The organism is Hallella multisaccharivorax DSM 17128 (assembly GCF_000218235.1).
Classification (GTDB): domain Bacteria; phylum Bacteroidota; class Bacteroidia; order Bacteroidales; family Bacteroidaceae; genus Prevotella; species Prevotella multisaccharivorax.
The window spans coordinates 1978197-1992185 of record NZ_GL945017.1; the positions used below are offsets into that span (position 1 = coordinate 1978197).

Here is a 13989-nt window from a genome sequence, read left to right on the forward strand (position 1 = left end):
AACTAAAATCATAATGAGAAGTACATTCAAGATACTGTTCTATATCAACAGACAGAAAACTAAGGCAGACGGCAATACCGCCATTCTCTGCCGTATCACCATAGACGGAAAGAACACAGCCATTACCACAGGAGAAGAGTGTAAAGTCTCCGAGTGGAACTCCAAACAGGGTTTGACAACCAATAGGAAGACCAACCAAAGAATCAATGAGTTCAGGGAATTGATAGAAAAAACCTATCGGGACATATTGACGAGGGACGGAGTGGTAAGTGTGGAACTTATCAAGAACAGTTTGCAAGGCATTGCCACTAACCCCACCACGCTCCTTGCCATGAGCAAGGCGGAACTGCAAGCCGTCAAGGAAAGCGTTGGAAAGTCAAGGGCAGAGGGGACTTATCTGAACCTTTACTATTCTGATAGAAATCTCCGAGAATTTATCGATAACAAAGGAGTACAAGACATATCTATCGCCACCATTACGGAGAGTTTGTTTGAGGAATACCGCTTCTTTCTTAAGAAGCGTGGGCTGAAAGCATCGACTGTCAATACCAATCTCTGTTGGCTGAGCCGACTGATGTTTCGTGCGGTGAGCAGGAGGATTATCCGCTGCAATCCGCTTGATAACGCCAAGTATGAGAAGGATGAAAAGAAGATACGCTTCTTGCAAAAGGGCGATGTAATGAAACTTATGGCAATGAGTATGAATGACAAGGAAGCAGAGTTGGCAAGACTGATGTTCATCTTTTCCTGCTTCACAGGCTTGGCTATCTCAGATATGGAGAATTTGAAATACAAGCATATCCAAACGGCAGCGGATGGACAGATGTATATACGCAAAGAGCGTCAGAAGACAAAGGTTGAGTTTGTCGTGCCGTTGCATCCCATAGCGGAAGCTATCATCAACTATTATAGGAAAGAGCAGGCAAGAAACGAAGAACAGCAGACGGTGAAAGAAAAAGGCGACAGCCTTGTCTTTCAACCTCATTGCAGCCGTAGTGTGATTGGCAAGAACCTGAGCATCGTGGGTAAGGCTTGCGGTATCCGTCAAAGACTTTCGTACCACATGGCAAGACATACGTTTGGCACGATGTGTCTAAGCGCAGGAATACCTATTGAGAGCATAGCCAAGATGATGGGGCATGCCTCCATATCAAGCACGCAGATTTATGCGCAGGTAACGGACAACAAGATTTCAAAGGATATGGACAGGCTTATAGCCAAACAATCGGCAATTAAGAGAGGTATTGCGGAGAGAGATTTGTGAACTTTCGGATATTATAACCTATAAAATGGAGGAAACGGCATGAGGACAAACAACAATTTAAAAATAAGAACAAACGCTGCCAATCAACGCAGTTATTTTGGTTGGTCTGATGGAATGCAGGTCGTTCGCAAGGGATATGGTGAAATAGCCATGACGGAGAACGAACTCGTGAATTTCTTCGGTGTAACATGGAGAAAACTCAATTACAGACTGCAAATATTGGTGAAGTCTTCCAATCTGCACCCTGATGAAAGGAGTGCAGGCGAGGAAAATATTTATGCAAACAAACAACTAAAAGGTTATGCTCCGCTCTATCCGCTTCCAATCATCATTGCCCTATCCTTTCAGCTGGACAGCACGGAAGCGCATTTGTTCAGAAGTTATATCTGCCATACGGTACAACGACCGATGGCTACCATAACACCGATATTCCTGATAGGCAACACGGATAACTGATGACAATACTTCTTTTTCTTTCACCGAATTATATCTTACTACATAACTACAATAAGGGATAATTCGGTGAAAGAAAAAGAAGTATTGTGTAGTTAGTAAGATAAATATGTAACTACTACTTAAACACTACATACTACTCCTAATTATAAACTTCCAATTAATAATATGCTATTTGCCATTAAATTCGTACTTTTGCAAAGTGACATACCGAAATAACATAATGCTTTTGCAAAGTCTCTCTTGTGTTATAAAAAGTTAAAACAAAGAAATTTAACAAAAGTTTGTGCAGTCTTTTGGGCTAATAGACTCCTTTAGACAAAAAGGGATATTCCCTTGCTTAAAATAACATGATACAGATTGACGCTTGTAAAAAAGGGGATAAAGAAGCCCTTGGAGAACTATATACGACATATGCCAAGAGACTTTTAGGCGTATGTCGGCATTATGTAAAAGATGATAATTCAGCTCACGATATTTTGCATGATGCATTTATTATAATCTTCATGTCTATCCAAGATTTGAAAGATGAATCAAAATTGGAAGGTTGGATGATAACAATCGTAAGAAATCTATCCTTAAAATATCTCCAAAACACAGAAAAAGAAGCCATACCCTTATCTTGCTTGAATATAGAAATTCAGGAAGCAGCATGTGAGGAACAGAAAAAGATAGAGTTCGGACTATTGTTGTCAGCGATAGAGTCCTTACCAGAAGGGAATCGTGAAGTTTTCAAGCTCTCAGTCTTAGAAGGTCTTTCCCACAAGGAGATAGGAGAACAGCTCGGCATCAATCCGCACAGTTCTTCTTCCCAGTTATTCAGGGCAAAGAAAACATTGCGTGCAATGCTGATTAATTATTGGATGCTCTTCCTGCTTCCAATTCTGATACCGGTTTAATATCTATTTCGTAACGAGAGATAAAACTGTTGAGACTTCCGATAACGGACCTACTGCTACAAACACTCATAAGAGTCAATCAAAATATGTTCAAAAAGGATTAGGAACTCTGAAGAAAGAAGAGTCAAGATATTCTACCTCGCCAAATATTAACGGTAATAATAGAAGAAGTTCTGCAGGTACAATTATTTCTAAAGAAAATATAATTTCGCAAGTGTTAACTGACAGTACTGAAATAGAACAACGAGCATTACTATTCAACGTAGACTCCCTGCAAAAACATTTGGCTATAGGTATCGGAACAAACGATTCTTTATACTGCATTCCACAGACACCACAAGATAAGATGATAGCATTGAATGAAAGTATGTCGCCTAGTGTCAGCAATAAGAAGAAATACCCATGGACATTTAACTTCGGCTATTCATCTAATGCCGGAGCAAATGGAGCCATGTCCAATTTGAACTACCTATCAGTAGTAGATTACGCTAATGGTGGGGCTGCGGCCAAATTATATACATGGGATGATTATGTAAATTATTTAGTTCGGAACAATGCACTGATGGATTCCGTCGAGAGGGCAAAAATGTCATGGATAGCACTGAATAATGCAACAGAGGGCAACGCTTCCTTAGGTGAGAAGGCGCATCACTACCGCCCCCAGACCTTTAGTTTGTCGCTCAACAAGCAACTAAGTTCCCATTGGACTTTTGGAACAGGATTGACTTACACAAGAATGAAGTCTGATTTTGAGAGTGAGTTTCATGGTGCGACCTTGTTGAAGACCCAGAAGATTGATTATGTGGGCATACCATTGCGATTGACCTATCGTATATGGAGCAAGGGACGATTCAATGCCTATACGACCGGTGGAGTGACATTCGAGATGCCAGTTCACAGTTCACTTGATAAGAAGTATATCATAACGTCTGACTCGTCCTACACGTTAAAGAGTGACATCAAGCCACGTTATCAGTGGTCTGTGAACTTAGGTATCGGTGTTCAGTATAGGCTATTCAAACCTTTCAGTCTGTATTTAGAACCTAACATGTTCTATTACTTCGGGAATGGCAGTGGCCTTGAAACCTACCGCACAGAGCATCCGTTCATCATAACAGTACCATTTGGATTGCGGCTTACTTGGTAAATGAAATAAATAGATAAAAAAGTCATAAATATTGTGCAGTCTTTTCGTGGTTTTCTGCTCTTAACAATAAAAGACAAAACTCAAAAGAAAGAATGTACAGTATTTATGACTACATCCACAACGGAATAGTATTTGCCAACAATGTAATACGCAGACGGCATAAGGAACTTACTTCCTTGATGATATATTCCACTACCAACTGCCAGTCACGTTGCAAGCACTGTTCCATTTGGAAGAAACCTACGGAAAATTTAAGATTAGACGACATCATCAAGATAATGAACAGCAAATGTATAACGAAACGCACGACGGTCGGCTTGGAGGGAGGTGAGTTTATCCTTCATCCCGAAGCAGACAAGATATTGGGATGGTTTGACGAACATCACCCCAACTATACTTTGCTGTCTAATTGTCTTGCGGTAAACAAGGTAATATCTGCCGTAAAAAATCATCACCCCAAGCATCTGTATATTTCACTTGACGGCACCAGAGAAACCTATCTCTATATGCGTGGCAGGGATGGATATGATAAGGTTATTGAAGTTATAGAGGCGTGTAGGGATATTGTCTCCATTTCCTTGATGTTTTGCCTTTCTCCGTGGAACTCGTTTGAGGATATGAAGCATGTCATAGATTGTGCCAAGAAATATAGCATAGACGTGCGTATTGGCATTTATAGTACAATGTCATTCTTTGACACGACCAAGGACTTGATGGAAGCCAATGATGATAATTTCATTCGTCAGATACCTTCATCCATACATCAAACGGATGAAAATTTTGATTTTGTGGCCCTGTATGACGAATGGAAGAATAACAGGCTGAAACTGAGGTGCCATAGCATTTTCAGTGAGTTAGTCATCCATTCCAATGGTGATGTCCCGTTGTGCCAGAATTTGGACGTGGTCTTGGGCAACATCCATGAGAACACGCTTGACGAGATATTCAATTCAAAGGAAACCTGTAAGATTCAGTGTCAACACTCCAAAGCGTGTAATCAATGCTGGATAAACTATCACCGGAAGTATGATATTATCCTGTTGAGAAATCTGGAGATAATGTTTCCCAAACGGCTGATAGAATTGTTTTACGGAAAATATCAATGGACCAGCAACACGCAAATCACCTATAAGGAACATTTCAAGCAAATAACAGCGTAAACTATGGGATATATAGACAAAATCATCGGCAGATACAAGAATATGCGAAGCATAAGGGAACTGAACCATATCTACACCCAACAGTATGCTCTTGTAGGTCTTGGCAATCATTGTGTCAGCAATCTGTTGCCCGTGATACAATATCTTCAGTTGCCATTGAAATACATCTGCTGCACCTCGGAGAAGAAAGCCGGGCTGATTTCTCAAAAGTACAAGGGAGTAAAAGGTACGACTTCTTTACAAGACATCTTGAATGATGATACGGTTTCGGGAGTCTTTGTGGCTGCTAATCCACATTCGCACTTTCATATAGCAAACGAAGTCATTAAAGCAGGGAAGTCCTTATTCATAGAGAAACCACCGTGTGAGAACGAGAGGGAACTAAAGTCTTTGACCGATACCGTCAAATTATACGGGTCACAACATATCGTTGTCGGACTGCAAAGACGTTTTGCCCCAGCCACTCAAATCCTGCAAAAACAATTGAGAATTGGAGGGGAACGGCACTATCATTATCGCTATCTTACGGGGTTATACCCGGAGGGTGATGCCATGCTCGACCTGTTCATCCATCCTCTTGACTATGTTACGTTTCTCTTTGGTAAAGCAAGGGTAAAGGCAGCAGAGGAAATGTGCAGCAAGGATGGTGCCCAGACCTTATTCATTGTGTTGGAGCATCAAGGTATAACAGGGATGCTGGAACTATCAACGGATTACTCTTGGCAGGATGCACAGGAACAATTAAGTATCAGTACGGACAAAGGACAATATGTATTGGACAGAATGGAAAGACTCGATTTTTCCCCAAGACACTCTGCTATATGGGGAATCCCATTGGAAAAAGTATTCCAAAATAATGCAACTGTTGTCAGCCTATACGGAAGGAATGGTTTTGTACCAACGGTTGGGAATAACCAAATTGTGTCACAAGGGTTCTTCTCGGAAATTCAAGCGTTTGCCGATATGGTTGAAAACAGATGCAAGGATAATCATGTCTTTGGCTTGGAAAGTGTTAAGCATGTTTATTCCTTAATGGCAGAAATAAAGAAGTATATGAACATAATTGACGATCACATATTATAATAACTAATTAAATCCAACAAATTATGAAAAGGTACTTTTGTGTATTACAAGCGTTCATCTTCTCGTTGCTGTTTATTGGTTGCAGCAATGAAGATGAGTCTGCTTCAACTCCCACAGTGCAAGCATCGAAAACGGAATTGTTTGCTATAGGGACAGCCCGAATGACAAGAGCCGCTTCAAGCCCCTATCTCTTTACACTTGACAACATCAAGTCTTTCAACGCGCAGACCCGTGAGATTATTTTTCAAGATTTTGAGCCGACAAGTCTGCTCTTTCCCATTTATCGTAACATAGAAATACATTCGTATGGTAAGGTTCTACTCCATATCTCAACGTTTGTGTCATCTTTCAATAGTCAAATCTTCACAGACTTATCATTAGTTTCAGAATCTGGCAAGTTTTATCTGAGTGACTGTTACCCACGCAATATTGAGGACAATAGTCAATATGTTAAAGAGAACAAGGCCATTCAAAAAGCAAAAGAAAAAAGAGCGGCAGAATGGGGAGAGTTTCTCTCAATACTCAAAAAACACGGGAAGTTGATTGAATAGTAAACACTATCCATAAAATGTATGTCTTTATTGCGGATTTCAGCCCTTTTTGATTATCGTATCAAAGAGGGCTATTTTTTTAAGGGGGCATGATATTCTCTAACCACAGTATTTGTTTATTCATTGCCCTTTATACCATTATATTGTATCACGAATAAAAGGGAATATCACTTGGACTTTGTGCACCTTCAGGTATGATATTTTATAGCCATTTCCACTTCATTTCTCCTCATATCCTCCTACAAACCGTCTGATAAAGTTAAATAATTGGTTGGTTGGTCGGTTGCGCTTTGAGGATTCTCGAAATACAGATTTTTTGATTATATTTTTGCAAGCAAGAAACGAGTCATTGACATTTTTCAGTTCAGTGATAATTTTAATTTGTCTAAATTATAAAACATGAATGATCAATTTCTTGCAGGTGATTTATCATGCTTCGTGTTTTTAGGAGGCCTTTCTACTCTCAAATGTCAAGGCAATGGAGCTTTGGCATATAAAATTTATCATTTATGTATAAAGTAAAAAGGGGTATCCATCCTACAACATGACACAAATCATGATTTAGGCTTGGAAAGTGTCAGATACGTTTATTCATTAATAACAGAAATACGTAATAATATAAGCAAGAAATAACTTGTAATTACGTTTATATAAATATCAACATATAAAATCCTTGTAATTATGAAAAAAGTATTTTACAGCCTAATCCTTTTCTGTGGATTATCTGCATGTTCCTCTGAGAAGGTATCTCTTGAGCCATTAAGAATTTATGATGTCGCAAATTCTAATTGTAAGTTAAGCATCTCTCCGACAGATACACGTCCTGACTTCTATGCAGAAAACAATGCTATTCCAGCAAAATTAAGTATAGAGTTGGACAAAGACGGTATAGCCCAGTGTCTACTGGAAGATTTGAAAGCCAACTGTTCCGTAAGAAAGATTTATGTGAATATTGCTAATCAAGATAATCAGATAACCCTTATCGTGTACCATAATGTCCTTGATGCACTGGCTGATTGTATTTGCAAATACGACGTTAATTTTAAGATTAGCAAATTGACATCTGGTAATTATAACCTGAAAGTGTACTATGCCAGACCAAACATGAAATATGAAGAATCTAATATTGCATATAATGGACAGGTAAATATTGCCCAGAATAAAAAAGTCTTTGTAACATTCAATCCAGAAGTAGGTTTACCTGAAAATTAAAGATGTAGATATAAGTATCTATTCAATACATGGCACTTGGGCTGGTATATATCAACTCAAGTGCTATGTGGCATTGTCAATATTTCAACCTCATCTTATCTTTTTCCCTGTAGCTATTTTTTAGCATTCTCTCTAAATCTGACACCTTATAGAGTATCTTCCCAGCAAACTGCGTGTAGGGGATAATCCTCCTGTCCCGATAGTCCTGCAAGGTGCGGGGGCTGATATACAGCAGCTCGCACACCTCCTTGCCCGTTAGGAAATGTTCTCCACCAAACAGCGGTTTATGGGTTTGTGCTACTTCCTTTATCCTTCTACTTACACTGCTGATAGCGGACAGCACCACCTGCATGTCGTCAGCCTCCATGTTTAAGTCCCTTACCTGTTCCATCGTTCTCTTGTCTTATTTCTCGTTCTTTTATTTGTCTGTTTTTGATTTCTCCGATTTTGTCTGTAACAGCCATTCTACATCCTCACGCTTGTAGTAGCACTTATGCCCGATTTGGGCAAAGGGCAAGACACCCGTATCACGATAGTGCTGTAAGGTACGCTTGCTGATGTTGAGCAGCCTGCACACATCCCCGTTGTGCAGCCAATCGGTATGCCTGCTTTGTTCCCCGAATGCCTTGTGGCATGTCTCGGCAAGGCTGAGTATCTCGTTCCTCAGCTTTGCCCAGTTTGAATCCGTAATGATAAAATATCCCATAATTTTATTGTTGTTTTGTTTGTAATTCCTTTTTGTATTGCGCCTTAATGCACGTTTCTGTCTGCAAAAGTATGATGTGTTTGCCATACTTCAAAGCACGAGAGAGCAGCAAGGAAATACAGGGAAAAACAAGGAAAAGACAAAAGGATTGTCGCTCTCTTTCTTTGCCTCCATACTCCATTTTATCATATCCGTTTTATCTGACGCAATGCTATTCGGATTGGAGCAAATAAACACATTCCTTTCTTGCATCATTTCTATACTTGTCCTCTTGTTTGGGGCTTAAATCCATGCTTTCCGACAGTTTCCTACCTGAAATCTGTGAGAAATTCATTGCCAATGTGCGCAACATTATGCAAGCACTCTCCGAATGCTTGGCACTTTCCTGTTCTCTTCATAACTTCACTCTCAGAAACCAAACCAATCATATAATGAAGAAGAATGCAGATAAAGGCAAATCTGAGGGCGGAAACAGCGAATTTCATACAAGAAGGAAGTTTTCCAAGAACTCGGAGATAGAAGCCTATCTCTCCACTCACTACGAGTTCAGATACAATACGGTATTGGGAAGAACCGAATATCGTAGCAAGAATGATGCTCACTTCTCAAAGGTGGGTCGCTATGAAATCAATACACTCCGCAGGGAGATAGACAATGACATCGGGATAATAACCTCATCGGATAACCTGTACTCCATCATCGAGAGCAGTTTCTCTCCACGCATCAATCCCATACAGGAGTATTTCAAGGCATTGCCATTGGTGGATATAGGCTGTGATGAAGGTAATAGTAGTATCTCCTCTCTTTCACTGAAAGCCATTCCCGAACTGGCAAGTTGCGTTGTGGTGCGCAATCATGAAAAATGGCTACCATATCTCACCAAATGGCTCGTGGCAGTAGTTGCCAATGCTATGGACGATCGTGAGTGCCGTAACCACACCTGCCTCGTGCTGACAGGTGAGCAGGGAAAGTTCAAGACAACATTCTTGGATTTATTATGCCCTCCTATCCTGCACAGTTACAGCTATACGGGCAAGATATATCCGCAGGAGAAGGACACGCTCACCTATATCGGGCAGAATCTTATCGTAAACATCGACGACCAACTCAAAGCACTCAACAAGCGTGACGAGAATGAACTGAAGAACCTCATCACTTGCCCGATGGTCAAGTACCGCATGCCCTACGACAAGTATGTCGAGGAACATCCCCACTTGGCAAGTTTCGTGGCATCAGTGAACGGCAACGACTTTCTGACAGACCCGACAGGCAGCAGACGGTTTCTGCCCTTTGAAGTGCTGTCCATTGACATTGAGGGGGCCAAGAGTATATCTATGGACAGTGTCTATGCTGAAGCCAAAGCCCTGCTCAGCGCAGGTTTCCGCTATTGGTTTGACGATGATGAGATAGCAGAACTATACCAGGAGAGCGAGGAGTTTCAAGTGCAGACCGCAGAAACGGAACTGCTATTGCGCTGCTTCGAGAAGCCAACTGATGATAATCCCCGTTGCTCCTATATGACCACTACGGAAATCCTTACCTATCTGGGTATCTATACACGGCAGCCCCTGACTTCCAAACGTATGGGAGAAGCCCTTAAAAGGGCTGGCTTTGAGAAAGTGAGCAAGCGGCGTGAGGGTGGCAGTCCTATTTATGTGTATAAGATAAGGAAGATACTCCCTTGTCCCTTGCCAAGTTATTGCAGCAACCAAATGTAGTAGCCGTATGTCGTAAGTTCGTAGTATGACTTGGTACTACAAAAATATATTGTAAATCAATTACTTAACTTAAAACAATATGTAGTAAGAAGAAAGATGAAAAAGTTTGGAGGGGAAAAACTTCAGAAAAGAGTTTTTCTTTCAACTACCATTCAAATATCATTCAAACACACTATTGTCATTCAAACAAAAATTATTTAATCAATTCAATTAAAACATATCACAATGAAAGAAGAAGATTTATCACTCATCAAGCGATACTCTATCGTAGAGTATCTTGAAAGGAAAGGTTTCAAACCTGTACGTAGGACACCTTCCTATGCGCTGTACCGCTCACCACTCAGAGAGGAAACGCATCCGAGTTTCAAGGTGGACACAGAGAAGAACCTTTGGATAGATTATGGCGAAGGTAGGGGTGGAAGTATCATCGACCTCTGTATTCGTATGGAGGGCTGCACGCTATCTGAAGCCATCCGCCGTTTGGGGCAGAACGCTCCCGATGATGGCACATATAGCTCTCTTAATGACTTCGTGTCAAATAATTCCCAGCCTGTGATGGTTGTAAATGGAGCAAGGAGACTGATAGAAATATCAGACACTCTGCCACCACATTTTCAGGAGTACCTTACAAAGGTGCGTTGCATCAACTTGGAAAAGGCTATGCCTTTCCTCAAATGTATCAGCTATGAGGTAAGGGGCAGGCGCTATCAAGCCATTGGCTTTGCCAATCTCTCTGGCGGCTATGAGCTTCGGGACGACAAGACGTTCAAGGGAACGATAGCCCCGAAGGACATTACTCCGATATTCACGGATAAGATAACGGACAGAATGCAACCAATCTGTGTATTCGAAGGGTTTATGGACTTTTTATCTTTCCTTTCAATGAAAGAAAAAGTTGTCAACCGCTGCCTTGTGATGAACTCCGTGAGCAACGTGGCAAGGACTATCCGCTATTTGAATGACCGACACCTCACCCATATCCGTGTGCCTTCCTTGACAATGATGAAGCAGGACGGAGGGCTGTTCAAGATTTCATAAAGGCAGGCTTCCATGTTGAGGACATGAACATACATTTCCAAGACTTCAAGGATCTCAACGATTTTCATGTCAGCCGTGTCCGTGAGCAGCAGAAACGGAAAGCGCAGGAACAGACACACATATCAATTACAGGACAAAACAAGAAATCAAAACAGATTAAACTTAAAATGAAATAGAAATGGAAAAGGAAACTATGATGAGCGACAAAGACCTTTCATGGTTCTTGGGTGTGGAAGATGAAACAGAGAACGAATCTACTTCACAAGAAGCGACTGCGGTTCCTGAAAGAGAAAGACCAACAAACAAGCAGGACACAGAGAATACCATGCACTCCGAGCCTGCAAGGAATGCTGAGAACGTAACCGTTCAGAAACGCATCAGTGCCAAGATGAGAAAGAAAACACTCGAAGCCTACAAGCAAGCCTATCTTGTGCCGACTAAGTTGAACAACCGGAAGGCGGTCTATCTGAGTAGGGAAACGCAGGAACGTGCCGACTTCATCGTGCGTAGATTAGGCGACAGAGGCAGCAACCTTTCAAGCTTTGTTGAGAACATCGTTCGTCAGCATCTGGATGAATATGGAGAAGACATAGAGAAATGGAGAAGGTTATAAACCGCAGGAAGGGGGCGAGGGATGAATTTCAAAAGATTTATTTCCCGCTCTAATCCTACTATCGCATTAAAATATGATGTCATATTCTCGTAAATGAGACGTCATATTTGGGCAAATATGACATCATATTTTTAGCAAGCAGACATCTGAATAATGAGAACACCACGAACACAGTTAAACACAGAATGCACGGCATTCACTTTTCGACTGCAAAACGCCTCGTGCGTAAATGGTCTTATCACTGACATTGCAAGACGTCAGTTTGTACCCACAAACTGCTCTTGCTCCCCTTGTCAGACTGTCGGGGAGGTTAGACCGTAATTACTCCGTTCTCATCGGTCAGTGTTCAGAATTTAAGAAACAATGAAAAGAGGACTTTTATATGAACAGATATAATAAAAAGACTGCCAAATGGCAGCAACAGAATAAGGAAGAGCAAAAGATGAACAAGACGGAGTTCATCAAGGTAAGATGTACCTTAGAGGAAAAGCAACGTATCAAGTCAAAGGCAGAAAGTACGAGGCGGAAATTCTCAGACTACTGCCGTGAGATACTCCTAAATGGAGAAGTGGCTACTGTTCCTAAGATGACCGACAATGAAAGGGAAGCTATTGCCATACTCCAGCATACGGGCAGGTTCTATGGGCAGATTTCCAACCTTATCAAAGTAAAAGACGAGAGGTGGGTACATATTACACAGAACCTTTCCTTATTTGCAAAAGAGGCATTTAAGCGATTCTACGACCCTCATTTTCGTGTGGACGATGAGATATATAAGGTCTTAAATATGACAAGAGATGATAGGAAAGTGTAAGGCAATAGCGCACGGCAGCAATGCGCTGGAGTATATTTTCCGGGAGGGCAAGCTTGGCAATCGGCTTGCCTTTCACAATCTTTGCAGCAGGGAACCGAAGGCTATCTACGAGGAAATGAAAGTGGTCAGCGATTACAACACACGATGCAGAAACAAGTTCCTCCGCATCGAAATCGGTATAGCACCACAGGATGAGGAAAAGCTGTCCGTTTCTGGACTCATGCGGATAGCCCATCTGTTTGCCAACCAAATGGGACTTAACAACCACCAATGGGTAGCAGTAACGCATAAAGATACCGACAACAGGCATATTCATATCATTGCCAACCGCATCAGTCTGTACGGAGAGGTCTACGATACAACCTTCGTGAGCAACAGGGCAGCAAGAGTGGCGGAGGAAATCAGCCGCTCGAAAGGCTTGACTATCGCAAAGGAGGTCAGGGCGGAAAGGAAGCATCAGAAAGCAAAAGCCAATCCTACGAGAGAACAGACCAAGCAACAAATACAGAAGATTTGCTATGCCCTACTTGAAAAATACAAAGGCACAGGCATCACGGGACACTCCATGTTCCTCTACGACCTTAACAAGAGTGGTGTAACCATCGAACGCTTGAAGAACAAGCAGGGCAAAGTATATGGTTTGAAGTTCTCCCACTGTGGCCAGACATTCAAAGCTTCTGAAATCGGCAGAGAGTTCGGATACCGTTCCTTGCAGAAGAACTTTGAGATAGCCAATAAAGCCGAAACAAAGGAGACGATAACAAAAGCTCACACAATAGCAGATAAGACTACAAAGAATAAAGTTCAATCAGACACAGGCTATCAACTTGTTCCTCCCAGTCGTTCATACATACCGCCTACAAAAGCAAACGAAAGTTCATCTATTGCACAAGCCGTAGGAAATGTAGCAAGCACCGCCTTGAATGCAGCCGAAGAAATGATTTCGGGGGCAGGTGGACTTATCAATCCACAGACACACGGTGATGATTATGCCGAGATGGCATGGCAACATAAACTTAGGAACCAAATCAAGAAAAAGAAGAAGCGAGGGAGAAGTATATAACAGCTCCTATCTATTTCCAATCGCTCAAAAACTCAATGATGAAGTAAAAGAGCGAAATTCTTATCAAAAACGCTTGTTATTCAAAGCAAATGATTATCTTTGCAAACAGAATAACAAGCGTTCTTTGTTGATGTAGAAACATGCGATTAATAGCACTTCGCTCGTTTCCAAATCGTTACCTGTTTAGTTTGTATCACAAGGTAACTTCTTCTTTATCAATTAGATACATTTTAAGAATTATCTTTAATTGTAAAGGAAATACGTACCT

At 41.3% G+C, this 13989-nt stretch carries 12 protein-coding genes and 2 pseudogenes; 12 read left to right on the top strand and 2 right to left on the bottom strand.

The window, feature by feature from the left end:
* The first annotated feature begins 13 nt into the window (after positions 1-13).
* From PREMU_RS08515 to PREMU_RS08545, 7 genes and pseudogenes are all read left to right on the top strand, one after another.
* Positions 14-1264, top strand: coding sequence for a site-specific integrase (locus PREMU_RS08515; RefSeq protein WP_007574546.1), 1251 nt, complete (start codon positions 14-16; stop codon positions 1262-1264).
* Positions 1265-1303: 39 nt separating this feature from the next.
* The gene (locus PREMU_RS08520) at positions 1304-1720 is read left to right on the top strand and encodes a hypothetical protein (RefSeq protein WP_007574547.1); all 417 of its coding nucleotides are present in this window, start codon (positions 1304-1306) and stop codon (positions 1718-1720) included.
* A gap of 347 nt (positions 1721-2067) precedes the next feature.
* Positions 2068-3763 (top strand): annotated as a pseudogene (locus PREMU_RS08525) (sigma-70 family RNA polymerase sigma factor).
* 92 nt (positions 3764-3855) lie between these two features.
* Complete coding sequence (locus PREMU_RS08530) at positions 3856-4923, top strand: radical SAM/SPASM domain-containing protein (protein WP_007574549.1); 1068 nt, start codon at positions 3856-3858, stop codon at positions 4921-4923.
* Positions 4924-4926: 3 nt separating this feature from the next.
* Positions 4927-6006 carry a Gfo/Idh/MocA family protein gene (locus PREMU_RS08535; protein WP_007412263.1) on the top strand — a complete coding sequence of 360 codons (1080 nt, stop codon included), beginning with the start codon at positions 4927-4929 and terminating at the stop codon, positions 6004-6006.
* 23 nt (positions 6007-6029) lie between these two features.
* Complete coding sequence (locus tag PREMU_RS08540; protein WP_007367232.1) at positions 6030-6557, top strand: hypothetical protein; 528 nt, start codon at positions 6030-6032, stop codon at positions 6555-6557.
* Between the two features lie 681 nt (positions 6558-7238).
* Positions 7239-7769 (top strand): hypothetical protein, encoded by a 531-nt coding sequence (locus PREMU_RS08545; protein ID WP_007574550.1) that lies wholly within the window; start codon positions 7239-7241, stop codon positions 7767-7769.
* A gap of 76 nt (positions 7770-7845) precedes the next feature.
* Here PREMU_RS08545 and PREMU_RS08550 read toward each other — a convergent pair whose 3' ends face one another.
* Positions 7846-8160, bottom strand: a complete 315-nt coding sequence (locus PREMU_RS08550; RefSeq protein ID WP_007574551.1) for a helix-turn-helix domain-containing protein — start codon at positions 8158-8160, stop codon at positions 7846-7848.
* Between the two features lie 27 nt (positions 8161-8187).
* Positions 8188-8475 (bottom strand): helix-turn-helix domain-containing protein, encoded by a 288-nt coding sequence (locus tag PREMU_RS08555; protein WP_007574553.1) that lies wholly within the window; start codon positions 8473-8475, stop codon positions 8188-8190.
* 353 nt (positions 8476-8828) lie between these two features.
* Here PREMU_RS08555 and PREMU_RS08565 point away from each other — a divergent pair, with 353 nt between their 5' ends.
* The 5 genes and pseudogenes from PREMU_RS08565 (at position 8829) to PREMU_RS08585 (ending at position 13721) form a co-directional block, all read left to right on the top strand.
* Positions 8829-10193, top strand: coding sequence for a virulence-associated E family protein (locus tag PREMU_RS08565; RefSeq protein ID WP_040558817.1), 1365 nt, complete (start codon positions 8829-8831; stop codon positions 10191-10193).
* Between the two features lie 225 nt (positions 10194-10418).
* Positions 10419-11407: pseudogene (locus tag PREMU_RS08570) on the top strand (toprim domain-containing protein).
* Between the two features lie 2 nt (positions 11408-11409).
* The gene (locus PREMU_RS08575) at positions 11410-11844 is read left to right on the top strand and encodes a DUF3408 domain-containing protein (RefSeq protein WP_007574558.1); all 435 of its coding nucleotides are present in this window, start codon (positions 11410-11412) and stop codon (positions 11842-11844) included.
* 382 nt (positions 11845-12226) lie between these two features.
* Positions 12227-12658 carry a plasmid mobilization protein gene (locus PREMU_RS08580; RefSeq protein WP_007574559.1) on the top strand — a complete coding sequence of 144 codons (432 nt, stop codon included), beginning with the start codon at positions 12227-12229 and terminating at the stop codon, positions 12656-12658.
* The gene (locus tag PREMU_RS08585; protein WP_007574560.1) at positions 12642-13721 is read left to right on the top strand and encodes a relaxase/mobilization nuclease domain-containing protein; all 1080 of its coding nucleotides are present in this window, start codon (positions 12642-12644) and stop codon (positions 13719-13721) included. The genes PREMU_RS08580 and PREMU_RS08585 overlap by 17 nt, the downstream gene beginning before the upstream one ends.
* Positions 13722-13989 lie beyond the last annotated feature (268 nt).